Genomic DNA, 23,601 nt, shown 5'->3' with positions numbered 1-23,601 from the left:
CTGAAAGAACCGGACGGCAAGGCCGATACCGAGGAATGCCCCATGAGCAGCCTGTCCGTCTATCACGTTTCCAGCCCCGAAATTCCGAACAAGGTGCTGACCCATTTCGAAGACATCGCCTCGACCCTGGCCGAGCAGGGCGTGCGCTTCGACCGCTGGCAAGCCGCCGCGAAGATCCAGCCGGGCGCCAGCCAGGAAGAAGTGATCGGTGCCTATAAAGAGCAGATCGATAAACTGATGACCGAGCGCGGTTACATCACCGTCGATGTCATCAGCCTCAACAGCGATCACCCGCAAAAAGCCGAGTTACGCGCCAAGTTCCTCGAAGAACATCGCCACGGCGAAGATGAAGTACGCTTCTTCGTCGCCGGTCGCGGTCTGTTTACCCTGCACATCGATGATTACGTCTACGCCGTGCTGTGCGAGAAAAACGACCTGATTTCGGTGCCGGCGGGCACCAAACACTGGTTTGACATGGGCGAGAACCCGCATTTCGTGGCAATTCGTCTGTTCAACAACCCTGAAGGCTGGGTCGCCAACTTCACTGGCGAAGACATCGCCGGCCGCTTCCCGCGTCTGGAGGACTGAGCCGATGTCGATCAAGGTCATTCTCACCGACATCGAAGGCACCACCAGCGCGGTGAGTTTTGTGTTCGACGTGCTGTTCCCGTATGCGGCGAAACATCTGCCGGACTTCGTTCGCCAGAACTCCCAGCGTGCCGACGTTGCCGAGCAACTGGACGCCGTGCGCCGCGACAGCAACGAACCGCAGGCTGACGTCGAGCGGGTCGTGGAAATTCTGCTGGCGTGGATCGCCGAAGACCGCAAAGCCACGCCGCTCAAAGCGTTGCAGGGCATGGTCTGGGAGCAGGGTTATCAGGCCGGGCAGTTGAAGGGGCATGTTTACCCGGACGCTGTTGAAGCGCTCCAGCGCTGGCATCAGGCCGGTTATCAACTGTTTGTTTATTCGTCCGGTTCTATTCAGGCGCAGAAGCTGATTTTCGGCTGCTCCGAAGCAGGGAACCTGACACCGCTGTTCAGCGGCTACTTCGACACCACGTCGGGCCCCAAGCGCGAAGCGCAGTCGTACAGCAACATCCAGCAGGCCATCGGGGTCGAGCCGCAGGAGATCCTGTTCCTGTCCGACATCGTCCAGGAACTCGATGCCGCCCAGGCTGCCGGCCTGCAAACCTGCGGGCTGGCCCGTGAAGGCGGGGAGTTGGCAGGGCATGTGACCGTCGACAGCTTTACCGGGATCGAACCGGAAGCGTTCTGAGTACATCCAATCGACGCGCAAAAAAAACAGGCCGTGAAGCGAAAGCTCCACGGCCTGTCTGTTTATACGGTGTTCGAATTACATCGAGTGATAAGTCGGCAGGGCGAAACGCTGCTGGCTTTGCAACATGCCGATCTGCGGCAGCTCGCTGGCTTGTTCTGCCAGATCACGACGGATCGCGCTGATCGCCCACGACAGTTGGTCACCGGTATGCAATTGCTGATAGGTGAGTGCACGCTTGAACACTTTGCCGTCGGCACTCTTCAGCGTCAGCAGAATCCCGCCATCGGGACGGGGCTGGGTGGTGACGGCGAAGTTGGAGAACAGGGAGGTAAATTTTTCTTGGATCAGGTTCATGTCTTTCAGCTCCGTATGCACTTGAATGGCAAGCATGTATAGGGAGTTGCAGCGATTGTGCCAGCATTTATGTTTTTTAAAATCTTTATAAATCAATGACTTATGATTAAGTAGAATTTTGCCCGTCGTGCAATCTGCATGAATGGCCATCGTGCATCCTGCATTTTGCGGGATCACTGTCGATCCGATGGAACCAATATCTGCGGCCGGAATCCCGCTGTGCGTTGCAGCGCCGGGCGGATACAAAACATTGCAAAAACCGCGTGTACAGCCTGAGAAGCCCTGACGTATTTTCGGCCTCGACCCTCGCTCGAGAAGCGCCGGTCGCGTCACCCGATTGCCCGACAATAAAAATCCGGCCTGCACGTCAAGGTCGAACGGGAGCTGCTATGCGCCACGCGCCGAGCGACACGATTACCTGGGGCATGATGCTCCGCAAGCTACCGATGATTGCCAAAGCCATCCCTCGGGTGGTGAAAGGCATGAAGGTGGCCAACGTCACGGATCCGACCCAAACCTGTGGCCTGGGCTGGACATTCGAGCAGGCGACCCTGCGCAATCCCGAGGGCCCCGCGCTGCTGTCAGGCGAGGTGGTGCTGAGTTATTCACAGGTCAACCAGTGGGCCAACCGCATCGCCCACTATCTGAACGGGCAGGGCATCGGCAAGGGCGATGTGGTGGCGGTGTTCATTGAAAACCGCCCGGAACTGCTGGTGACGATTCTGGCGCTGGCCAAGGTCGGCGCGGTCAGCGCGCTGCTCAATACCTCGCAGACCCGCGATACGCTGATCCACAGTATCAATCTGGTGACGCCGGCGGCGATTGTCGTCGGTGAAGAGTTGTTGCCGGCGTTTGCGGCGGTACGCGAGCAAGTGTCGATCCCGGCAGCGCGCGCCTGGTTCGTTGCCGATCAGGATACCTTCAGCCATCCGGGCATCGCGCCCGAAGGCTACGTCAATCTGATCAGCGCCAGTGCCGACGCCTCGGGCGATAACCCGGCCAGCAGCCGGCAGATTTTTTTCGATGACCCCTGTTTCTATATCTACACCTCCGGCACCACCGGTTTGCCCAAGGCCGGCGTGTTCAAGCACGGACGCTGGATGCGCAGTTCGGCGAGCTTCGGCATGATCGCCCTCGATATGCGCCCGGACGACATCGTCTATTGCACCTTGCCGCTGTACCACGCCACCGGGCTTTGCGTGTGCTGGGGGTCGGCGGTCAATGGCGCGTCGGGTTTCGCCATTCGCCGCAAGTTCAGCGCCCGCCAGTTCTGGAGCGATGTGCGTCGTTACCGCGCTACCACCATCGGCTACGTCGGCGAGTTGTGCCGGTATCTGGTGGATCAGCCGCTCAGCGCCGACGACAGCCGTCACGACGTGCGCAAGATGATCGGCAACGGCCTGAGGCCCGGCGCGTGGGCCGAGTTCAAGACCCGCTTCGGCGTGGATCACATTTGCGAGCTGTACGCGGCCAGCGACGGCAATATCGGCTTCACCAACATCCTCAATTTCGACAACACCATCGGTTTCTCGCTGATGGCCTGGGAACTGGTCGCCTATGACCAGGACAGCGGCGAGCCGATTCGCGGCGATGACGGATTCATGCGCAAGGTCGGCCGGGGCGAGCGGGGCCTGCTGCTGGCGCGGATCGACGACAAGGCACCGCTGGACGGCTACACCGATCCACAGAAAACCGCCAAGGTCGTGTTGCAGGACGTGTTCACCAAGGGCGACCGCTTCTTCAACACCGGCGATCTGCTGCGCAACATCGGTTTCGGCCATGCGCAGTTTGTCGACCGCCTCGGCGACACCTACCGCTGGAAGGGCGAGAACGTCTCGACCACCGAGGTCGAAAACCTGCTGCTCCAGCATCCGCACATTTCCGAAGCCGTGGCCTATGGCGTGGAAATCCCCAACACCAATGGTCGCGCCGGGATGGCGGCGATCACCCCGGCCGAGTCTTTAGCGACCCTGGATTTCGCCGAATTGCTGGCCTTCGCCCGCCAACGCATGCCGGCCTACGCGGTGCCGCTGTTCCTGCGGGTCAAGGTCAAGATGGAAACCACCGGCACCTTCAAGTACCAGAAGACGCGCCTGAAAAACGAAGGCTTCGACCCCAGCCTGACGGGGGATGACCCGATTTATGCCTGGCTGCCGGGGACCGAAACCTACGTGCAGGTGACGGATGAAATTCTTGCCGACATTCGGGCAGGCAAATACCGCTATTGATATTGGCTATCGGCGGACTTGGAAAAAAGGGGATGACAGCTATCGCCGCGCTCGGGAAACTATCGGCTTTCCGATTGACCGAAAGTGGAGTGAACCATGTCTGACCAAAGCCGCCAGATGACCCCCGAAGAAGCCGCCGAATTCACTGAACAGGTGTTCAACAAGGCGCGCGAGGGCGACGCGGTGATGCTCGATCGCCTGATCACTGCCGGTCTGCCGGTGAACCTGACCAACAGCAAAGGCGACACCCTGCTGATGCTCGCCAGCTATTACGGTCACGTGGACGCGGTGCAGGTGCTGCTCAAGCACAAGGCCGATCCGGAACAACGCAATGGCAACGGCCAGAGCCCGATTGCCGGCGCGGCGTTCAAGGGTGATCTGGCCGTGGTCAAGGCCCTGGTCGAGGGTGGGGCGCAGATTGAAGGCGCCTCCTTCGATGGCCGCACGGCGCTGATGATGGCGGCGATGTTCAACCGCGTTGAAATCGTCGACTACTTGATCGATCAGGGCGCCGACCCGAAAGCCAAGGATGCCAATGGCGTCACCGCGCTGGACGCGGCCCGCACCATGGGCGCTGTGGACACCACCGCGCAGCTGGAAAAACTGCTGGGCTGAGGCCGCTGGCCGGAACCTGTTCTGTGGCGAAGGCGAGAATGCGCTATCCTTCGCGCCCTCAAAATTCTCTTCGCCACAGGATCCGCCCCCATGAAAGCCGCACTCGCCGAACTCATCAGCAAAATCAGCTCCGGCTGCATGGGCGAAGACGAGATCCTGAAGGTCGCTGACGAAGCGGCACAGGCCTACGCCGATGCCGATGCATTTCTGACCGCCAACCCGGACATCAACTACGACGACACTTTCCCGATTCCGCTGGGCGAGTGGGTCGTGGTCGGCAGCCTGCCGGAGACCGTGCTGTTCCAGGCCGACACCTACGCCGACCTGTTCGCGCAGATCGTTGCCTCGTTCGGCCCGGGCGTCGAATTCAACCTCAAGTCCAAGCAACTGGCCAAAACCGAGGCGCTGACCGCGCTCAACCGCATCCAGGTACAGATGAGCAGCCTGAACAAGGAAAACGGCGGTTACACGTTGATGAACTTCAGCCAGTTGCTCGACGACGAGCTGCAAGTGGTGCTGGTCTACGGCAACGATGTGCCGCGCGTACTGGAACTGTGCGCCGAAGTCGGCATTGCCGCCGCGCCGTCGCTGGAAGCCCTGAAGGTCGCCGTTCACGTCTGAACGCAATAAAAGGGAACCCTGTGCGCGACCGTCTATCCTAAAAGTGCATGCCACTATTCTGGAGCGACACCATGGGTTCCACGTTCAACGGCCTGGTCGGCCTGATCATTCTTGCGCTCGACATCTGGGCGATCATCAATGTGCTGAAAAGCGGCGCCGAGACCGGGATGAAAATCCTCTGGGTACTGCTGATCATCCTCCTGCCGGTGCTGGGCCTGATTATCTGGGCGATTGCCGGGCCGCGGGGCAATGTGCGGATCTGACCGTTCGCACCGTGATTGGGTCGGACCGATGAACTGAGGTTCGACCTGTCATCTTCGGCAACGTAGAATGCGCGCCTTTCCCGGGCAATCGAACCTGACGATTGGCGCCCGCGCATTCATCGGAGCACTTCACCATGACCGTCACCAAGACCAGCGAATACCTGGAAACCCTCTACGAAGGCTACGGCCAGCGTTTTCGCATGGAAAAACTGCTGCACGAAGTGCGCACCGAACACCAGCACCTGGTGATCTTCCAGAACCCGCGCATGGGCCGGGTGATGGCGCTGGACGGCGTGATCCAGACCACCGAAGCCGATGAATTCATCTACCACGAAATGCTCACCCACGTGCCGATCCTCGCCCACGGCACCGCCAAGCGTGTACTGATCATCGGCGGCGGCGACGGCGGCATGCTGCGCGAAGTGACCAAACACGCCAGCGTCGAGCACATCACCATGGTCGAGATCGACGGCACCGTGGTCGACATGTGCAAAGAGTTTCTGCCGAACCACTCCAGCGGTGCTTACGACGATCCGCGCCTGAACCTGGTGATCGACGACGGCATGCGCTTCGTCGCGACCACTACCGAAAAGTTCGACGTGATCATTTCCGACTCCACCGACCCGATCGGTCCGGGCGAAGTGCTGTTCTCGGAAAACTTTTACCAGGCCTGCCACCGCTGCCTGAACGAGGGCGGTATCCTCGTGACCCAGAACGGCACGCCGTTCATGCAGATCGAAGAGGTGAAAACCACTGCCGGGCGCCTGCGCAGCCTGTTCCCGGACTGGCACTTCTATCAGGCGGCCGTACCGACCTACATCGGCGGTTCGATGACCTTCGCCTGGGGCTCGACCAACCCGGCCTACCGCAAGCTGAGCCGCGAAGTTCTGCAACAGCGCTTCATCGGCAGCGGCATCGTCACCCGCTACTACAACCCGGAAATCCACATCGGTGCTTTCGCCTTGCCGCAATACGTGCTGCAAGCGGTGAACAAGCCAAGCAACGACTAAAAGCACTGTAAAACCCCTGTGAGAGCGGGCTTGCTCGCGAAGGCGCCTGATCATTCAATGTAGAGTTGACTGGTCGTTCGCTTTCGCGAGCAAGCCCGCTCCCACATGGATAACTTTTTTTCATGTTCGGCGGATGTAAACCTTTTGAACGATCAATCCTGACAAAAGTCGAGATAGAGGTAAGCCCATTTGCGGGTTTGTTCGAGGAGGCTCCAATGCAAAAGTGGAAAGTCACTTTCGTGGATGATCACGGTGAAATTGTCGATGAAGTCTTCGAGCGTGCGGAATGCCCCAGCGACGATGAGGCCGCACGACTGATCAAGGAACGACTGCTTCCTGTCGCCGCCGAGCTTGACCTGAACGATCTGGAAGGGCGCACCGCCGATGCCGGCGTAAAAAGCCTGAAAACCCAGAACAGCATCGAAATCCGCAGCATCACCCCAATCTGAATCTTCATTTTCTTCATGTACCAAGCCTTGGCAGCAGCTCTATCTTGGGGCTACTCTGCAAGCGAGATCAGCGAACGGATCGCTAAGGTCTGGTCTTGTCAGCTACATGCTTGTTTCCCGCCGGCAACGCGGTTGCCGTAAGCACCCGGGCCCTTTGGGCCAGTGCAGGGAATACGGAAAGTCTATCCATCTATGCGAGGGGGACGATTCATGAGCACAGCCTATCAAGAAGACATCAGCAGCAGCGTGCTGCGCCGCATGAAAGAAGGCGGTTTCGATTTTTCCCGATTCCATCCCATCGAGTTCTACGCCATTTTCCCGGACGAGGAGCGGGCGCGCAGGGCGGCAGGCAAATTTCGCGGTGAATCCATCAATGCCCAGGTCAGTGCGCGCGACGACGGCGCCTGGTCTCTGGAATTGAGCAAGGTGATGTACGCAACCTACGACGACATTGGCGATTTCGAGCAGGGCTTCTCGGCGGTGGTCGAGCCCTTGGGCGGCATCATCGAAGGCTGGGGCGTGAAACAGGAGATCCGCAACCGGCACCGTTTGAACTGATCACTCTCGCAACACGTCGAGCTACGGCTGACCTTCGGGTCGGCCGTTGTCGTTTCTATGGCCCGAAAGCGCATGGCAAAACCCTGAAACAAGAAACCGGCGCAAAAAAAAGCCACCTGAAAAGGTGGCTGAAAGGGAAGACCGGAAGGAGAGGAAACCGGTCAGGGTTACGGCCGAAAGGGCTGCCGAGGCAAGCCGGATCAGTGAGGCTGCATACTTCGTCAACGACGTTTTTGCAGCGGATGCGCGGATTATCCGCAGTGGCCTGCGGGCAGTGAAATCAACTCTGACTATGCTGGTGATAGGCGACGGGACTGCGTCGCAATGAAGCGGGGGCGATCAGGTTGGAGCATTTGCCGCACAGGAATGGTGCGGTGCGTGTGGCGTGAATATCCAACCGATTGAAATCAAAGCGTTTATGCCGATGGCACGGGCCTTGCGAAGGCCTGTATGTCCGGAGTGACAAGGAGTACGGCATGATCCGCACCTATTTTGATGAGATGTACGATGCCGGCGGCCAGATCCGCCCGCATTACCGGGAGTTTGCCCGCTGGCTGGCCGAGACACCTGACGAGCTGCTGGCCCAGCGGCGACGCGAGGCCGATCTGCTGTTCCATCGCGCCGGGATCACCTTCACGCTCTACGGGGACGAGCAGGGGACAGAGCGTCTGATTCCCTTCGACACCATTCCGCGCAGCATTCCCGCCAGCGAATGGCGGATTGTCGAGCGCGGCTGCATTCAGCGAGTCAAGGCGTTGAACATGTTCCTCGCCGACCTTTACCACGAGCAGCGCATCATCAAGGCCGGGATCATTCCCGCCGAACAAGTGCTGGCCAACGAGCAATACCAATTGGCGATGCAGGGGCTGGATTTGCATCGCGATATCTATTCGCACATCTCCGGCGTCGATCTGGTGCGTGACGGCGACGGCACGTATTACGTGCTCGAGGACAACCTGCGTACGCCGAGCGGCGTGAGCTACATGCTCGAAGACCGCAAGATGATGATGCGTCTGTTTCCCGAGCTGTTCGCGGCCCAGCGCATCGCCCCGATCGACCATTACCCGAACCTGCTGCTCGACACCCTGAAAAGCTCAAGCCCGATTGACGACCCGAGCGTGGTGGTGCTGACACCGGGACGGTTCAACAGCGCGTTTTTCGAGCATGCGTTTCTCGCCCGGGAAATGGGCGTGGAACTGGTGGAGGGCGCGGACCTGTTCGTGCGCGACGACAAAGTCTTCATGCGCACCACCGACGGCCCGAAAGCGGTGGACGTGATCTACCGCCGGCTCGACGACGCGTTCCTCGATCCGCTGGCCTTCCGCCCGGACTCGATGCTCGGCGTGCCGGGACTGCTGTCGTCCTATCGCTCCGGCAACGTGGTGCTGGCCAATGCCATCGGCACCGGCGTGGCGGATGACAAATCGGTGTATCCGTTTGTCACCGAGATGATCCGTTTCTACCTCGACGAAGAACCGATCCTGAAGAACGTGCCGACCTGGCAATGCCGTAACCCGTCCGAGCTTTCCCATGTCCTGGCCAATCTTCCAGATCTGGTGGTCAAGGAAACCCAGGGCTCCGGCGGTTACGGAATGCTCGTGGGGCCGGCGGCGACGACCGCGGAAATCGATGCGTTCCGCGAGCGGATCAAGGCCAAGCCCCACGCGTACATCGCGCAACCGACGCTGTCGCTGTCGACCTGTCCGACCTTTGTCGAAAACGGCATTGCGCCGCGCCATATCGACCTGCGCCCGTTTGTATTGTCCGGCCGCGAAACCCGGGTCGTGCCCGGCGGTTTGACCCGTGTCGCCCTGCGTGAAGGCTCTCTGGTGGTGAATTCATCCCAGGGCGGCGGAACCAAGGACACCTGGGTGGTCGAGGATTGAAGGAAGCCTGCCATGTTAAGTAGAACTGCCTCGGATCTGTACTGGATGTCGCGTTACCTGGAGCGGGCGGAAAACCTCGCACGGATGCTCGATGTCAGCTATTCGCTGTCGCTGATGCCGCAGGACGGCCGTGGCGACGGTCTGCATGAACTGGCGATGCCGCTGCTGATCACCGGCACGCTGGATGATTACCTGGAACGTCACGGCGAGCTGCACGCCGAGCGACTGCTGCATTTCTTCGCACTGGACGCGGCGAACCCGGCGAGCATCTACAGCTGCCTCGGTGCGGCGCGGGCCAGCGCCCACGCGGTGCGCGGGCGAATCACTGCCGACATGTGGGAGAACATCAACGCCACCTGGCTGGAGATCCGCGGGATCGCCAATCAGGGCCTCAGCCGCTACGGCATGAGCCGCTTTTGCGAGTGGATCAAGGAGCGTTCGCACCTGTTTCGGGGCGCGTCCTACGGCACGATCATGCGCAACGACGCGTTTCGTTTCATTCGGCTGGGTACGTTTATCGAACGCGCTGACAACACGTTGCGCCTGCTCGATGCGCGTTACGAAATGGCTGGCGATCAGGCGGAAGCAGTCAGCGACGGCACCGCTCACGCCTATTACCAGTGGAGTGCGTTGTTGCGGGCGCTGTCGTCGTTCGAGGCGTACACCGAGATCTATCGCGACGCGCCCGGCGCCCGGCATGTGGCGGAATTGCTGCTGTTGCGCGCCGATGTGCCGCGCTCGCTGCGGGCCTGCACCGAAGAGATCGACCAGATTCTGGCGCAGTTGCCAGGGGCCAACGGTCGTCCCGCGCAACGACTGGCGGCGGAAATGGACGCGCGTCTGCGCTACACCGGCATTCAAGAAATTCTCGAGGAAGGGCTGCACGCCTGGCTCACCGAATTCATCCCGCTGGTGCGCCAGTTGGGCAACGCCATTCACAGTTCCTACCTGGAGGCCGCATGAGACTTTCCATCAGCCACGAGACCACCTATCACTACGAAGATCAGGTGCGCGCGAGCATCCAGTACCTGCGCCTGACACCCCACGACAGCGAGCGTCAGCACGTGCTGAGCTGGCAGCTTGACCTGCCGCGCCCGGTGCGCGCCCAGCTCGATCCGTTCGGCAACATCCTGCACGTGCTGACCATGGACGAGCCCCACGAAGCGATCATCATCGGCGCCCGGGGGCAGGTTGATATCGACGAGTTGCGCGAAGCGGAGCACGAGAGTCAGTCGGCGCTGCCGTTCCTGCGTTTCACCCGGCTGACCGAGGCTGATGAGGCGCTGCGCGCGTTTGCCGAAAAATCCTGCAAGCAACGACGTGACCGCAATGCACTGATCGACCTGATGCACGGGCTGAACCAGCACATGACCTACAAACCGGGCGCCACCGAAGTCGATACCAGCGCCGCCGAGGCGTTTGCCGGGCGGGCGGGTGTTTGCCAGGATCACGCTCACGCATTTCTGGCCTGCGCGCGCAGCCTTGGTGTGCCGTCACGTTATGTGTCGGGTTATCTGTACAGCGAGGATTGCGAGCATCTCGCCAGTCACGCCTGGGCCGAAGCCTGGATCGATGACGCCTGGTACAGCTTTGACGTGACCAATGAACTGGCGCGGCCGGAGCGGCACCTGAAACTGGCGGTGGGTCTGGATTATCTGGATGCCTGCCCGGTGCGCGGCATGCGCCGGGGCGGCGGGTCAGAGCAGATGCACGCGAAAGTGCTGGTGTCGCCGACACCTGTGATCTCGGTTCAGCAGCAATAACCGCACTACTCCTGTGGGAGCGAGCCTGCTCGCGATGGCAATCTTTCAGCCGGCACGTGCATGACTGAGACACCGCATCGCGAGCAGGCTCGCTCCCACAAGGAAGGCATCAAGGCTTAACCTTGCGCCCGGCCATATGCTGCAAATACCCGATCAGCTTCTGCAGATCCGCATCCGGCAACACCTCGGCGGTAAACCCCGGCATCTTCGCCTGCGGCCACTGGCGCAGACTTTGAGGATCGCGGATGTAGCGCTTGAGGAAATCCGCGCCGAAGTACTCCGTCGGGTTGTACGGGATATTCAGATCCGGCCCAAACTGCGCATCGCCCGCGCCATTCAGGCGATGGCAGGCCAGGCAGTTCTTCTGGAACAGCGCAAACCCCTGATTCACCGGGTCATCGGCCTTCAACGCAGGGTCCGGCAACAGGGCAGGGAAGCGCTCGGCCACCGGTGCCATGCGCTTGATGCTCGCCACTTCGAATGGCCATTGTTCCGGGCTGATATTGCCGGCCTGCGGATCGGTCCACACCAGATAAAACGGCCCGGCGCTGTGCTTGCCTTCCGACAGCGGCGGCCAGGGCTGCGCCGGATCCTCGATGGCCAGCCAGGCGCGCGAGCCTTTATTGTTCAGTAGCGGCGCGGCGGACAGCTCGGCGGCGAAACCGTCCAGCGCTACGGCTTGCAGGTGATCGTCCGGTTTGATGCCGGTCAGCAGCGCGGCCATCGGCACGGCGCGATAAGTCATGTCCTTCTTGTAGGACACATCATTCTTGACCGTGAGGGTTTGTACCTGAGGATGCTTGAGCAGCTCCTCGGTCTGCCAGGTGCGGCTGTTCGCGCCCAGCTCCAGGTTCAGCTGCGCGGCAGACAGAGGCATGCTCAGCAGCATGGCCCCGAATAGAATGAGCGTTTTCAAGTGATCGCCGTCCGTGTCGTGGAAGTGCGCAAAGGTTGGCACAGCCACGCTGGCCCGGGTAGCGGGCCAGTCACATTTTCAGTGGCGATAAACAATACCTGCCGCTTGAATCAGCCGATGACCTTGGTCAGGTTTGGCAGAATCAACAACAGCGTCGTGGCGAAAAGAATGAGCCCTGCTTGCCGTACTTTCGGTTGTTTGAACATGGCTTGACCGCCTTTTTTGTTATTTCCTGATGCCTGCCTGCATATCCATGATGGCAAGCGCTGCACTTCCTGTTGAAGAACGTCTGCCTCGGCAAAACCCGACGACAACAACGTACATCTTCACCTTAGGGCCCGCGTCACGCTTCGCTTAGATCCATTTCGTATGTACTTGCTGCTGGTCGCGATTAAAAAGGCATGAGGCCCATTGCCAGCTTCTTTGCCGCCCGTTTGCTAGACAGCTCGCGCACCTGAACCGGTTAACCAAGCCATGGATGACCGTCCGTCTGAGCGTGCGCGTCAACGTCATTGAGCGCTGTGGTCATTGAATCCGTCGCCTGCGAAGACAACAGTGACAGCACGAATTTCACTCACCGCACAGGTTCGAGGACGTCATGACCCAAGCTTTGATTTTCGACGCGTTACGCACGCCCCGTGGCAAGGGCAAGGCCGACGGTTCGCTGCACAGCGTCAAGCCGGTGAACCTGGTGGCCGGGCTGCTGACCGCTTTGCAGGCACGCACGGCGCTGGACACCAGCCAGGTCGATGACGTGGTGCTTGGCTGTGTTACGCCGATTGGCGATCAGGGCTCGGACATCGCCAAGACCGCCGTGCAGGTGGCCGATTGGGACGTCAGCGTCGCCGGCGTGCAGATCAACCGCTTCTGCGCTTCCGGGCTGGAAGCGGTGAACCTGGGAGCGATGAAAGTGCGCTCCGGGTTCGAAGAGCTGGTGGTGGTCGGCGGCGTCGAATCCATGTCCCGCGTGCCGATGGGCAGCGACGGCGGCGCCTGGGCGCTGGACCCGCAGACCAATCTGCACAGCCACTTCACGCCACAAGGCGTCGGCGCCGACCTGATCGCCACCCTTGAAGGCTTCAGCCGGCAGGACGTCGATGCCTATGCGCTGCACTCGCAACAGAAAGCCGCCCGTGCCCGGGCCGACGGTTCGTTCAACAGGTCGTTGGTGCCGGTGCAGGACCAGAACGGCATTATCCTGCTCGATCACGATGAGTTCATCCGAGCTGAGTCGACCCTTGAAGGTCTGGGCAAGCTCAAACCGAGTTTCGAAATGATTGGCCAGATGGGCTTCGACGCCACGGCACTGCGGGTCTACAGCCACGTCGAACGGATCAATCATGTGCACACGCCGGGCAACAGCTCGGGGATCGTCGACGGCGCGGCGCTGATGTTGATCGGCTCCGAGGCCAAGGGACGCGCGTTGGGCCTGCAACCCCGGGCGCGGATTGTCGCCACGGCGGTCACCAGCACCGATCCGACCATCATGCTCACCGGCCCGGCGCCGGCCACTCGCAAGGCGTTGGCCAAGGCCGGGCTGCGGGTGGAAGACATCGACCTGTTTGAAGTCAACGAGGCGTTCGCCTCGGTGGTGCTGAAATTCATCAAGGACATGGCCGTAGATCCGGACAAGGTCAACGTCAATGGTGGCTCGATCGCCATGGGCCATCCGCTGGGTGCCACCGGTTGCGCGATCCTCGGCACCTTGCTCGATGAACTGGAAGCCCGACGCCTGCGCTACGGCCTCGCGACGCTGTGCGTCGGCGGCGGCATGGGCATCGCCACCATCATCGAACGCCTCTGACCCCAAGGAATCCTGTCATGACCCAAGCCATTCGTTACGAAAAAGGCCAGGACGGCATCGTCCTCCTGACCATCGACATGCCGGGCCAGAGCGCCAACACCATGAACGCGGTGTACCGCGAGGCCATGGCCGAAAGCGTCGCCCGATTGCAGGCGGAAAAAGATGAGATCGCCGGGGTGATCATCACGTCGGCCAAGAAGACCTTCTTCGCTGGCGGCGACCTGAATGAACTGATCAAGGTCGGCAAGCCCGAAGCCAAGGCCTTCTATGACATGGTGCTGACCCTCAAGGGCCAGTTGCGCACCCTGGAAACCCTCGGCAAACCGGTGGTCGCGGCGATCAACGGCGCGGCGCTCGGCGGCGGCTGGGAAATCTGCCTGGCCTGCCACCACCGCGTGGCGCTGGACGATGCATCGGTGCAACTCGGTTTGCCGGAAGTGACCCTCGGCCTGTTGCCGGGTGGCGGTGGCGTGGTGCGGATGGTGCGGATGCTTGGCATCGAAAAGGCTTTGCCGTATTTGCTTGAAGGCAAGAAAGTCCGTCCGCAGCAGGCGTTGCAGGCCGGGTTGATCGATGAGCTGGCGGCGGATCGCGATGAGCTGCTGGCCAAGGCCCGGGCCTGGATTCTGGCCAATCCTGCGGCCGTGCAGCGTTGGGATGTGAAGGGTTATCAGATTCCCGGCGGCACTCCGTCGAACCCGAAAGTTGCTCAGATGCTGGCGATTGCGCCGTCGATCCTGCGCACCAAAACCCAGGGCACGTTGCCGGCGCCGGAGAAGATTCTGTGCGCGGCTGTGGAAGGCGCGCAGGTGGATTTCGACACGGCGCACCTGATCGAAACCCGCTACTTCACCGAACTGACCACCGGCCAGATCTCGAAAAACCTGATCGGCACGTTCTGGTTCCAGCTCAATGAAATCAACGCCGGCGGATCGCGGCCACAGGGTTTTGCGCCTTATGTGACGAAGCGCGTGGGCGTCCTCGGCGCCGGAATGATGGGGGCGGGAATCACCTACGTCAGCGCTGTGGCCGGGATCGACGTGGTGCTTAAGGACGTCAACCTCGCGGCTGCGGAAAAGGGCAAGGCGCATTCGGCGGCATTGCTGGACAAGAAAGTCGCTCGCGGGCAGATGACTGCGCAGCAGCGTGAAGCGGTGCTGGCGCGCATCCATCCGACCGAAAGCGACGCCGATCTGGCAGGTTGCGATCTGATCATTGAGGCGGTATTCGAGGATCGTGATCTCAAGGCCAAGGTCTCGGCAGCAGCACAGCAGGTGGTCGGCGCCGACGCGGTGATTGCTTCCAACACGTCGACCTTGCCCATCACGGGGTTGGCGACCGCAGTGCCGGATCAAAGCAAGTTCATCGGCCTGCACTTCTTCAGCCCGGTGGAAAAGATGCCGCTGGTGGAAATCATCAAAGGCGCGCAAACCAGCGACGAAACCCTCGCACGCGGGTTCGATTTCGTACTGCAAATCAAGAAAACCCCGATTGTGGTCAACGACAGTCGCGGCTTCTTTACTTCTCGAGTATTCGGCACCTTTACCAATGAAGGCATTGCCATGCTGGGTGAGGGCGTCAGTGCGCCGATGATCGAGACCGAAGCCCGCAAGGCCGGGATGCCTGTCGGGCCTCTTGCGATCTCCGACGAAGTTTCCCTCAGCCTGATGAGCCATATCCGTCAGCAAACGGCCAAAGACCTGCAGGCAGAAGGGAAACCGCTGATTGAGCACCCGGCGTTCGCCGTGATTGACTTGCTGCTCAACGAATACAAGCGGCCGGGCAAGGCAGCGGGAGGCGGTTTTTATGAGTACCCGGCGGGGGGGCAGAAACATCTGTGGCCCGAACTGAAAACCCGTTTCGAAAAAGCCGATGGGCAGATTTCGCCGAAGGATGTACGTGATCGGTTGCTGTTCGTGCAGGCCATCGAAACCGTGCGCTGTGTGGAGGAGGGCGTGCTGACTTCGACGGCGGACGCCAATGTCGGCTCGATCTTCGGCATCGGTTTTGCGGCATGGACGGGCGGCGCGTTGCAGTTCATCAACCAATATGGCGTGAAGGACTTTGTCGCGCGGGCGCAGTACCTGGCGGAACAGTACGGCGAGCGTTTCGCACCGCCTGCGTTGCTACTGGAAAAAGCCGCGAAGGGCGAGTTGTTCTAACGGGGCGGGGACGCATTTCGGGGCTTGCCTTGCCGGGTGGTTTCAAGGCAGGCTCTGGCGTGTGCATTATTCCCATCACGTGTCAGGTATTTTTTATGTCGCTACGCATCTGCATTCTGGAAACCGACATCCTGCGTCCGGAACTGGTCGATGAATATCAGGGTTACGGGCAGATGTTCCAGCGCCTGTTCTCGCAACAGCCGATCGCCGCCGAGTTCACGGTGTACAACGTGATGCAGGGCGATTATCCGAGTGATGACCTGACCTTCGATGCGTACCTGGTCACCGGCAGCAAGGCCGACTCGTTCGGCACCGATCCGTGGATCCAGACCCTCAAGCAATACTTGCTGAACCGCTATGAGCGCGGCGACAAACTGCTCGGCGTGTGCTTCGGCCATCAACTGCTGGCGCTGCTGCTGGGTGGCAAGAGCGAGCGCGCCACGCAGGGCTGGGGTGTCGGCATCCACAACTACAAACTGGCGGCCAAGGCGCCGTGGATGAGCCCGGTGCGTGAAGAGCTGACGCTGTTGATCAGCCACCAGGATCAGGTGACGGCGTTGCCGGAAAACGCGACGGTGATTGCATCGAGCGATTTCTGCCCGTTCGCCGCGTACCACATCAACGATCAGGTGCTGTGCTTCCAGGGTCATCCGGAATTCATTCACGACTATTCGCGAGCGCTGCTGGATCTGCGTCAGGAAGCGCTGGGCGAGCAGGTGTACAGCAAGGGTGTGGCCAGCCTTGAGCATCAGCACCACGGCACCACCGTGGCGGAATGGATGATGCGCTTCGTGTCGCACAAGCCGACCGCCGCTTGAATTCGAACGCCCTCGTGCTTTGCACGGGGGCGTTTTTTTAACTTACAACCAGCCCGATTTCTTGAAGCTTGCCCACAGGCTCACGCAGCCGACCGTGATAAAGCCCAGCACGCCGAAATAACCGTAGTGCCAGCTCAGCTCCGGCATGTTCTGGAAGTTCATCCCGTAGATCCCCGCCACTGCCGTGGGGAACGCCAGAATCGCCGCCCACGCAGCGAATTTTCGTTGCACCACGCTTTGTCGTGAGGCTTCCAGCAGCACGCCGATTTCGATGGTCTGGCTTGCAATGTCGGCCAAGGTGGTCAGGTCTTCCATCTGCCGCGTCACATGGATCTGCACATCACGGAAATACGGGCGCATGTTCTTGTCGATGAAGGGGAAGCTCAGCTTCTGCAGCTCCTCGCCGATTTCCACCATCGGCGCCGCGTAACGGCGCAAACGCAAGACGTCTCGGCGCAGGCCATGGAGTTTCTGGATGTCGTGTTCATTGAGCGCACTGCACAGCACGTTGCGTTCCAGCTCATCGATCTCGGCGTGGATCGCTTCGCCCACCGGCTGATAGTTCTCGATCACGAAATCCAGCAGCGCATACAGTACGAAATCTTCCCCGTGTTCCAGCAGCAGCGGCCGTGCCTCACAGCGCTGGCGCACTTGGGCGTAGGACGCCGAATGACCGTTGCGGGCGGTGATGATGTAGCCGTTACCGGCGAAGATATGGGTTTCGATGAACTGCAGAATCCCGTGTTCGCGCACCGGCGAGTAGGTGACGATGAACAGCGCGTCGCCAAAGGTTTCCAGCTTCGGCCGGCTGTGTTTTTCGAGAGCGTCTTCGATGGCCAGTTCATGCAGGTTGAACTGGCGTTGCAGGTTGGACAGTTCCTGGGCGCTCGGCTCTTCGAGGCCGATCCAGACGAAGTGGCCGGTCTTGGCGGCCCAGGCCGCGCCTTCGTCGAGGGAAATGTTGGTGACTTTCTTACCAGCGCTGTAAACCGCAGCAGCAACAACTCGACCCATGGTGGTGATTCACTTCTTCTTGGCAGATGGCAGGGGAGACATGGCTTCAGCTTAGCCGTGTCGCTGCTTGAGAGTCAGTGAAATCTGCACAGTTCACCGGGCAAAAGAAAACCCGCACAGGGCGGGCTTCTTTTTCACGCAGCTTGCAGCTGCCGGTCCATCGCATCGATGCATTCGCGCATCTGTTCGCGGCACTGGTTGATGAGCATGGGCATGTCATCCATGGTCAGGCCAGCGGTAGGAATCGCCGGCAACGAGCGTATGAGAACTTTCCCGCTGTGCCAGCGGTTCAGGCGCATGTGCTTGATGTAGCTGCTGACACACACCGGAACGATCGGTACCCCGGCGGCGATGGCCATCTGAAACGCACCTTTCTTGAATGGCAGCAGTTCTTCACCCAGGTTGCGGGTGCCTTCCGGGAAGACCCAGATCGAGGTGTCTTTGTGCTGCAAAGTGTCGGTGGTGGTCAGCATCGACTGACGCGCCTTGTGCGCGTTCCCACGATCGATCAACACGTTGCCCGCCAGCCAGAACAGTTGCCCGAACAGTGGCACCCACTTCAGGCTCTTTTTGCCGATGCACACGGTACGGCGCGGCACCACGTTGCCGAACACGAACAGGTCATAGTTGGACTGATGGTTGGCGATGATCACGCAGCTGTCGGGTTTGTTCATCAACGGCCCGACATCGGCTTTCACCCGCAAACGCAAAATGCACATGGCCGGCAGTGCATAGAGACGGGCGCACAGGCGACTGTTGTCCGGATTGAATGGGCGGCACAGCCCGAGGATCACACCGAGGATTCCCGCCAGAATAAAGTGCAGGCCCATCAACAACATACGAAACACGAACAGCATTTTCAGGCCCATCGGGACAAAAGGTGGCGCAGTGTACGGATGTGCACTGTTTTCGGCAATTGCCGCTATAGAGTCCGGAGATGGGCGATGTTTAAGCGCATGTTTCCGACTTGTTGGTCAGAGGCGTCCTAGAGCTGCCGCAGAGTTTTTAACTGGGCGTGTAAGAAAAAGCCCGACACGACGGTCGGGCTTTTCTGAATCGGTGCAAGCCGGCTATCAGCCCAGATGCTCTTGATCCTGAATGATCGCGTTGTCCAGGGCTTCCAGCAGCGCCTTGCGCACTTTCAACTTGGTGTTCTTGTGCGCGGTCATGTTGATCTTCTTCAACTGACGCGCAGCGGCGAGGGCGGTGCCTTGCAGCTCTTCGGCCGCTACAACCTTGTCGAGGAAACCGGCATCCACTGCGCTTTGCGGATCAAACATCTCACCATTGATCACCGAACGATGGAAGGCCGAGCGACGCAGGCGGTCACGAGCCAGCTCGATACCGGCGTGATGCATGGTCATGCCGATCTGCACTTCGTTCAAACCAATGCTGAACGGGCCGTCGACACCGATCCGGTAGTCGGCGGACAACAGAATGAACGCGCCCTTGGCCACGGCATGGCCCGGGCAAGCAACGATCACCGGGAACGGGTGCGACAGCAGACGACGGGCCAGAGTCGAACCCGCAGTCACCAGAGACACGGCTTCTTTAGGGCCGGCGGTCATTACTTTCAGGTCGTAGCCGCCAGAGAGAATGCCCGGCTGGCCAGTGATGATCACAACGGCACGATCCGCCACCGCCTGATCCAGCGCCGCGTTGAAGGCCGCGATCACGTCCGGGGAAATGGCGTTGACCTTGCCGTTGCTCAGGGTCAGGGTCGCGATACCGTCTTCGAGGTGGTAGGCAATCAGGTCGCTCATGGCGCAATTCCTTATAAGAAAGATGGGCAGACGTTACCCACCGTCGCCGGTCAGGTAAAGCACTGTGACTGACCCGCCAGTCACTGTTTACTGGCCGATGCGCTGCAACGCGCCCGGTGCCTGACGCCTGCGCGCCTATATAGAAGGGCCGCGTTTACCCGAGATTGGCCGGATCGTCATGGACTCTCGATGGCGGTCGCGGCTTTTTCGCTTAACCGCATGAAAATTCTGAAAAAAAGTTTGCCATCAGAAAAGCTTTCGACTACATTAGCGCGCCTCGACAGACAGAACATGTTTGAAGAGATACGGTGAAGTGTCCGAGTGGCTTAAGGAGCACGCCTGGAAAGTGTGTATACAGGAAACTGTATCGAGAGTTCGAATCTCTCCTTCACCGCCAAATTCGATGTAAACAAAACCCCTGGTTTCGAAAGAAGCCAGGGGTTTTGTGCATTCTGGCGTCTGGTTTTTGGTCACAGAGATTGCTTCGGCTTCCCTTTGCCAGGGCATTACAATCGCGGTTTTATCCGGTATGTAAAAGGACGACCTCCATGATCATTTCCACCACCCACTCCATCGAAGGCCGGCAGATTACGGCGTATCTGGACATCGTCAGTGCCGAGTCGGTGCAGGGCGTGAATGTGATTCGCGATATGTTCGCCGGTATGCGGGACTTTTTTGGCGGGCGTTCGCAGACGCTGGAGCGGGCGTTGAAGGAAGCGCGTATCCAGGCGACTGACGAGATCAAGGAACGTGCGCGGGCTTTGCAGGCGGATGCGGTGGTCGGGGTGGATTTCGAGATCAGCATGCCGGCAGGGAAGGGTGGCATGGTGGTGGTGTTTGCGACCGGTACGGCGGTCAAGTTGCGCTGAGGCTAGTGAGCCCATTCAACGGAATGGGCTCTGTGCTGATAATCAGCCCTGCGGTTTGAGCAGGATAGTGCCTTTCGAATCGTAGGTCAGCGGCGTGTCGATCGCGACGAGAGGCGGCGTATCGCCGGGTTGAACTGGCTGAACGGGGTCCGGGTGGTAGATCACGCCAGGCTGCAACGGACTCGGTCCGGTCGGCTGCTTGATGACGATTTCACCCGAAGCGATCTTTTCCTTGAGTTTCTCCGCCCCGGCCTTGCCGGCGGCGATCTGTTCATCCGTGAGTTTTACAACAGGCAGTGTCGGGAATCCTTTGATTTCCATGTTCTCTCCTTGAGATTCATTGCGTAGGAAAAAGGGCAGCGGCCGGTCGCCGCAAATCTTTAGCCGCATGGGACCAACGGTTCCCCAATGTGTTTAATTTCCGTAGGCCATTCGTCGGGCTCCGGGTGGTCTGAACCACAAGTCTAGGAATGACCGGCTAGTCTCAAAAGCCTTGGAGGTCGATATTTTTTCAGGCAAAAGGGTTTGCCAGTGTCGGCCCGCATTTGAGAAGGGGAGCAAAGATGACTGATCCGTACATCGAAGACGACGGGGCTGAATTTTCATTCAACAATTGCGTGCGCTGCGGCCAGACGGAGTATCAGGCCGGGTTTGGCGAGGATCCGGTGCAGACCGGCAAGATCAAGTCCACGGCACCCAAGGGCCCGAAGGCGAAGTTTCTGCCCAAGGTCACCACCCGCTCCAGAAAGTGAGTTCTATCCCGGAGAGCCCCGTCATTGAACGGGGTTTTTTATGCCTGCCTGGTAGAGAAGCGTCCTACATTGATTGAAGCTTTTGTCCGGTTTTTTCACAAACTTTTCACACCCGCCTGAGTAGGGTGAAGCCATCCGTTAGAAAGCAAGTCTCCAGCCCGTCTCCCCAGCGGGCTTTTTTTTGCCCGTCATTAAACCTTTTCCGTATTCGCTGTCCAATCGGCGCCAAGTGCGCTGCAACGCTGGACATCGCCGCGGCAACAGCATTCAATCTGCGCCCTTTTTTAATTCCTTTTGTTGAGGTTTTCGTCATGCGTTTAACTCTACCTGCTCTGGTTCTGGGGCTTCTGGTTGCTCAAGGTGCAATGGCTGGCGATGGTACTGCCGCACTGGGTGGTGGTCTGGGCGGCGCATTGGGTAACGTGGTTGGTCAGAAAATGGGCGGCAGCACCGGTGCAGCGATTGGCGCTGGTGTAGCGGGTGCGGCCGGCAGTGCACTGGCTGCCAAGAAAGGTGCTCGTACCAAAGCAGCCATCGGCGGCGGTGTCGGTGCGGCGGGCGGTTCGGTCATCGGCAACAGCCTGGGTGGCAGAACGGGCGCCACTATCGGTGCTGGTCTGGGTGGTGCAGCCGGTGGCGCGGTGGGCAGCAATCTGTCCAAGGGTCACAAACGTCACTGATTGCCAACGCATGTCTGAAAAGGCCCGGTTTGATGCCGGGCCTTTTCGTTGCTGAACGTTTTTCCCGAATTCGCCTCCAATGCCACATAGCCCCCCTCCGCGGGCGAACCGTCCCGATCCGGGACCTGTGAGGTCTGTATGCGCTTGACATTATCCGCATTGGTTTTGGGATTACTGGTGGCCCAAGGCGCCATGGCCGCTGGTGATGGCACAGCCGCCGTGGGTGGCGGATTGGGTGGCGCGCTGGGCAACGTGGTTGGCGGCCAACTCGGCGGCAGCACCGGTGCTGCGGTGGGTGCTGGCGTTGGTGGCGCGGCCGGTAGTGCCGTCGGCGCGAACAAACGCAATCGCACGGAAGCCGCCATTGGCGGTGGCCTCGGTGCCGCTGGCGGTTCAGTGATCGGCAACAGCCTCGGCGGCTCCACCGGTTCGACCATCGGCGCAGGCTTGGGCGGCGCGGCGGGTGGCGCGGTCGGCAACAACCTGGGTGACGATGGCGGCAAGTCGCACTCCGGCGGTGGTCATAAGCACAAGTACAAACACAAGAATCGTCATCGTTGAGTGATCGGTTCTACGGAAACCCGGCTTTATGCCGGGTTTTTTGCGCCTGCGCGTCATGCGCTGGAACGATTAGCGGCCATACTTTTCGAACGTTTACACATTTGAGATTAATGAGGTGCGCCATGACCCCCGAAACCGAAGGCAAGGAAGAAAAAGGCCCGAGCGGATTGCCGTTTATCAATGATCCGGGGAATGAAGATCCGGGGTCGTTGATGGATGATGCGACGGTTCCGCTTATGGAGGGTGAGGAGGAGCTTGAGTATGAGGATTTTGATGATGATGAGTAATGGGGTGCATGCTTGTCGCATCCGGGTTTTATTGGGTTTGATTAGGACTTGTCAGGACATACAGGTCATCCATTGGAGACATTTTTTCTATTTTTTTTGAGGACAAATATTCTCTAAATTCTTTTTCGAGAGTTTGTTTGTCACAATACTTTTTGTATCTGAATGGTCGGTCGGTGGCATATGAATAGAGGCGCCAAATATCAAATCCATCAATTCTATCGCCTGACCCGTAGTCAAAATTCACGGACTCTGTGGCAAAAATTATGAAGCACCCAATGCCGTGGAGCTCATACTGAACGCCATTCTTTATTTCTCCGCATCGTTCTATTTGTTTGGAGCGCCATAGTCTCAGAATATTGCGGGTGCCGAATTTTTCCTCTAATAGCTTCGTGCCGATATCTACTTTAGATAGGAAGTCGGTTATCAGATCTTCAAGTGTGATTTCAGGTCTGGTCATTTTCTTCTACGGTGCTCTAGTCTGTCGTTTCCGATACTTTGTGCTGATTCCAACACCTCTTCAATGGTGTTTAGAGTGCCGTGGTGCTCTCTAATATTTGTTATTAGCTTAATACTGACGTTGGTGGAGGTTTGTCTAGCGGCGGCGGCGCGGTGGTGGCCATCCAAAATGTAGAGTTCGCCTTGGTGTTCCGCTACGTCTATGGGGTATCGATTGTCGTAGCCCGTGCTTCGCATTGTATTCACCATTTTCTCGACTTCTTTAGTTGAGGTTTTTCCTGAAATCGCATGCGTCCGCTTTAAAGATTTTGGGTCAACACCGTGATTAACGATAGGCAACGGTGGGTTGCCCTCGATTGCCATACTGCCACTAACGTTATCCGGCACCGTACATCCCGGCTTGTTCGGCGGCGGACAATTGGAGGTCAACCCCAACGGATCCACCCACCCCGTCGGATTCGGCACGTACTGGTACTGGTTCAGTCCACCCGCC

At 59.4% G+C, this 23,601-nt stretch carries 29 protein-coding genes and 1 tRNA gene; 21 read left to right on the top strand and 9 right to left on the bottom strand.

The window, feature by feature from the left end; translation table 11 throughout:
• Positions 1–42 precede the first annotated feature (42 nt).
• Entirely contained in the window at positions 43–588 is a 546-nt protein-coding gene (locus CAG25_RS26845; RefSeq protein WP_039770173.1) for an acireductone dioxygenase, read from the top strand.
• Between the two features lie 4 nt (positions 589–592).
• On the top strand, positions 593–1,276 hold the full coding sequence (gene mtnC / locus CAG25_RS26840; RefSeq protein WP_085613488.1) for an acireductone synthase: 684 nt from the start codon (positions 593–595) through the stop codon (positions 1,274–1,276).
• 78 nt (positions 1,277–1,354) lie between these two features.
• Here the strand turns inward: mtnC and CAG25_RS26835 are convergent, their stop codons facing one another.
• A complete protein-coding gene (locus CAG25_RS26835; RefSeq protein ID WP_039769924.1) occupies positions 1,355–1,633 on the bottom strand; it encodes a DUF3509 domain-containing protein in 279 nt (92 codons plus the stop codon).
• A 389-nt stretch (positions 1,634–2,022) separates the two neighbouring features.
• On the opposite strand from CAG25_RS26835, the gene CAG25_RS26830 reads away from it, so the two are divergent.
• The 10 genes from CAG25_RS26830 to CAG25_RS26780 all read left to right on the top strand — a co-directional run bounded on the left by CAG25_RS26830 (position 2,023) and on the right by CAG25_RS26780 (position 11,026).
• Complete coding sequence (locus CAG25_RS26830) at positions 2,023–3,861, top strand: long-chain-acyl-CoA synthetase (RefSeq protein WP_085613487.1); 1,839 nt, start codon at positions 2,023–2,025, stop codon at positions 3,859–3,861.
• A 96-nt stretch (positions 3,862–3,957) separates the two neighbouring features.
• Entirely contained in the window at positions 3,958–4,476 is a 519-nt protein-coding gene (locus tag CAG25_RS26825) for an ankyrin repeat domain-containing protein (protein ID WP_039769928.1), read from the top strand.
• 90 nt (positions 4,477–4,566) lie between these two features.
• Positions 4,567–5,097: a hypothetical protein gene (locus tag CAG25_RS26820; RefSeq protein WP_085613486.1), complete on the top strand. Its 531-nt coding sequence runs from the start codon at positions 4,567–4,569 to the stop codon at positions 5,095–5,097.
• Between the two features lie 71 nt (positions 5,098–5,168).
• Positions 5,169–5,360 (top strand): PLDc N-terminal domain-containing protein, encoded by a 192-nt coding sequence (locus CAG25_RS26815; RefSeq protein ID WP_007959984.1) that lies wholly within the window; start codon positions 5,169–5,171, stop codon positions 5,358–5,360.
• Positions 5,361–5,494: 134 nt separating this feature from the next.
• Positions 5,495–6,370, top strand: a complete 876-nt coding sequence (speE, locus tag CAG25_RS26810; protein WP_011333216.1) for a polyamine aminopropyltransferase — start codon at positions 5,495–5,497, stop codon at positions 6,368–6,370.
• Positions 6,371–6,585: 215 nt separating this feature from the next.
• On the top strand, positions 6,586–6,819 hold the full coding sequence (locus CAG25_RS26805; RefSeq protein ID WP_085613485.1) for a hypothetical protein: 234 nt from the start codon (positions 6,586–6,588) through the stop codon (positions 6,817–6,819).
• Positions 6,820–7,029: 210 nt separating this feature from the next.
• On the top strand, positions 7,030–7,377 hold the full coding sequence (locus tag CAG25_RS26800; RefSeq protein ID WP_007959978.1) for a ribonuclease E inhibitor RraB: 348 nt from the start codon (positions 7,030–7,032) through the stop codon (positions 7,375–7,377).
• A 476-nt stretch (positions 7,378–7,853) separates the two neighbouring features.
• A complete protein-coding gene (locus CAG25_RS26790; RefSeq protein ID WP_039769936.1) occupies positions 7,854–9,263 on the top strand; it encodes a circularly permuted type 2 ATP-grasp protein in 1,410 nt (469 codons plus the stop codon).
• A 12-nt stretch (positions 9,264–9,275) separates the two neighbouring features.
• A complete protein-coding gene (locus CAG25_RS26785) occupies positions 9,276–10,226 on the top strand; it encodes an alpha-E domain-containing protein (protein WP_007959974.1) in 951 nt (316 codons plus the stop codon).
• Positions 10,223–11,026: a transglutaminase family protein gene (locus CAG25_RS26780; RefSeq protein ID WP_085613483.1), complete on the top strand. Its 804-nt coding sequence runs from the start codon at positions 10,223–10,225 to the stop codon at positions 11,024–11,026. The genes CAG25_RS26785 and CAG25_RS26780 overlap by 4 nt, the downstream gene beginning before the upstream one ends.
• 109 nt (positions 11,027–11,135) lie before the next feature.
• Here the strand turns inward: CAG25_RS26780 and CAG25_RS26775 are convergent, their stop codons facing one another.
• Positions 11,136–11,915 carry a cytochrome c gene (locus CAG25_RS26775; RefSeq protein ID WP_085613482.1) on the bottom strand — a complete coding sequence of 260 codons (780 nt, stop codon included), beginning with the start codon at positions 11,913–11,915 and terminating at the stop codon, positions 11,136–11,138.
• 137 nt (positions 11,916–12,052) lie between these two features.
• On the bottom strand, positions 12,053–12,256 hold the full coding sequence (locus CAG25_RS28530) for a hypothetical protein (protein WP_143491825.1): 204 nt from the start codon (positions 12,254–12,256) through the stop codon (positions 12,053–12,055).
• Between the two features lie 284 nt (positions 12,257–12,540).
• Here CAG25_RS28530 and CAG25_RS26770 point away from each other — a divergent pair, with 284 nt between their 5' ends.
• The 3 genes from CAG25_RS26770 (at position 12,541) to CAG25_RS26760 (ending at position 16,726) form a co-directional block, all read left to right on the top strand.
• On the top strand, positions 12,541–13,746 hold the full coding sequence (locus tag CAG25_RS26770) for an acetyl-CoA C-acetyltransferase (protein WP_085613481.1): 1,206 nt from the start codon (positions 12,541–12,543) through the stop codon (positions 13,744–13,746).
• A 17-nt stretch (positions 13,747–13,763) separates the two neighbouring features.
• Positions 13,764–15,908, top strand: a complete 2,145-nt coding sequence (locus CAG25_RS26765) for a 3-hydroxyacyl-CoA dehydrogenase NAD-binding domain-containing protein (protein ID WP_085613480.1) — start codon at positions 13,764–13,766, stop codon at positions 15,906–15,908.
• A gap of 95 nt (positions 15,909–16,003) precedes the next feature.
• The gene (locus CAG25_RS26760) at positions 16,004–16,726 is read left to right on the top strand and encodes an amidotransferase (protein WP_085613479.1); all 723 of its coding nucleotides are present in this window, start codon (positions 16,004–16,006) and stop codon (positions 16,724–16,726) included.
• 42 nt (positions 16,727–16,768) lie between these two features.
• Here the strand turns inward: CAG25_RS26760 and CAG25_RS26755 are convergent, their stop codons facing one another.
• The 3 genes from CAG25_RS26755 to CAG25_RS26745 all read right to left on the bottom strand — a co-directional run bounded on the left by CAG25_RS26755 (position 16,769) and on the right by CAG25_RS26745 (position 19,503).
• Positions 16,769–17,740: a magnesium and cobalt transport protein CorA gene (locus CAG25_RS26755; RefSeq protein ID WP_064594647.1), complete on the bottom strand. Its 972-nt coding sequence runs from the start codon at positions 17,738–17,740 to the stop codon at positions 16,769–16,771.
• Between the two features lie 134 nt (positions 17,741–17,874).
• Entirely contained in the window at positions 17,875–18,597 is a 723-nt protein-coding gene (locus CAG25_RS26750) for a 1-acylglycerol-3-phosphate O-acyltransferase (protein WP_085613517.1), read from the bottom strand.
• A 216-nt stretch (positions 18,598–18,813) separates the two neighbouring features.
• Positions 18,814–19,503: a crotonase/enoyl-CoA hydratase family protein gene (locus CAG25_RS26745; protein WP_085613478.1), complete on the bottom strand. Its 690-nt coding sequence runs from the start codon at positions 19,501–19,503 to the stop codon at positions 18,814–18,816.
• A gap of 307 nt (positions 19,504–19,810) precedes the next feature.
• Between CAG25_RS26745 and CAG25_RS26740 the strand changes: the two genes are divergently transcribed.
• Positions 19,811–19,900: transfer RNA gene (locus CAG25_RS26740), tRNA-Ser, on the top strand.
• Between the two features lie 151 nt (positions 19,901–20,051).
• Positions 20,052–20,372, top strand: coding sequence for a YbjQ family protein (locus CAG25_RS26735; RefSeq protein ID WP_039769949.1), 321 nt, complete (start codon positions 20,052–20,054; stop codon positions 20,370–20,372).
• A 42-nt stretch (positions 20,373–20,414) separates the two neighbouring features.
• On the opposite strand, the gene CAG25_RS26730 is transcribed toward CAG25_RS26735, so the two are convergent.
• Positions 20,415–20,693, bottom strand: coding sequence for a hypothetical protein (locus CAG25_RS26730; protein WP_064594653.1), 279 nt, complete (start codon positions 20,691–20,693; stop codon positions 20,415–20,417).
• Positions 20,694–20,935: 242 nt separating this feature from the next.
• On the opposite strand from CAG25_RS26730, the gene CAG25_RS26725 reads away from it, so the two are divergent.
• The 4 genes from CAG25_RS26725 (at position 20,936) to CAG25_RS28705 (ending at position 22,652) form a co-directional block, all read left to right on the top strand.
• The gene (locus CAG25_RS26725) at positions 20,936–21,124 is read left to right on the top strand and encodes a hypothetical protein (protein WP_039769953.1); all 189 of its coding nucleotides are present in this window, start codon (positions 20,936–20,938) and stop codon (positions 21,122–21,124) included.
• Between the two features lie 311 nt (positions 21,125–21,435).
• Positions 21,436–21,804 carry a glycine zipper domain-containing protein gene (locus CAG25_RS26720; protein WP_007952176.1) on the top strand — a complete coding sequence of 123 codons (369 nt, stop codon included), beginning with the start codon at positions 21,436–21,438 and terminating at the stop codon, positions 21,802–21,804.
• A gap of 138 nt (positions 21,805–21,942) precedes the next feature.
• Positions 21,943–22,365 (top strand): YMGG-like glycine zipper-containing protein, encoded by a 423-nt coding sequence (locus CAG25_RS26715; protein WP_039769957.1) that lies wholly within the window; start codon positions 21,943–21,945, stop codon positions 22,363–22,365.
• A 122-nt stretch (positions 22,366–22,487) separates the two neighbouring features.
• Entirely contained in the window at positions 22,488–22,652 is a 165-nt protein-coding gene (locus CAG25_RS28705) for a hypothetical protein (protein ID WP_169429543.1), read from the top strand.
• 28 nt (positions 22,653–22,680) lie between these two features.
• On the opposite strand, the gene CAG25_RS26710 is transcribed toward CAG25_RS28705, so the two are convergent.
• Positions 22,681–23,109 carry a hypothetical protein gene (locus tag CAG25_RS26710; protein WP_085613477.1) on the bottom strand — a complete coding sequence of 143 codons (429 nt, stop codon included), beginning with the start codon at positions 23,107–23,109 and terminating at the stop codon, positions 22,681–22,683.
• The coding region (locus CAG25_RS26705) for a ParB N-terminal domain-containing protein (protein ID WP_158090096.1) at positions 23,106–23,601 on the bottom strand (496 nt) is incomplete at its 5' end. The genes CAG25_RS26710 and CAG25_RS26705, both read right to left, overlap by 4 nt.

The organism is Pseudomonas sp. B16(2017) (genome assembly GCF_002113205.1).
Taxonomy (GTDB): Bacteria; Pseudomonadota; Gammaproteobacteria; order Pseudomonadales; family Pseudomonadaceae; genus Aquipseudomonas; species Aquipseudomonas pharyngis.
Note: the sequence above shows the minus strand (reverse complement) of the source record. Positions and strands in the feature narration are given on the sequence as shown.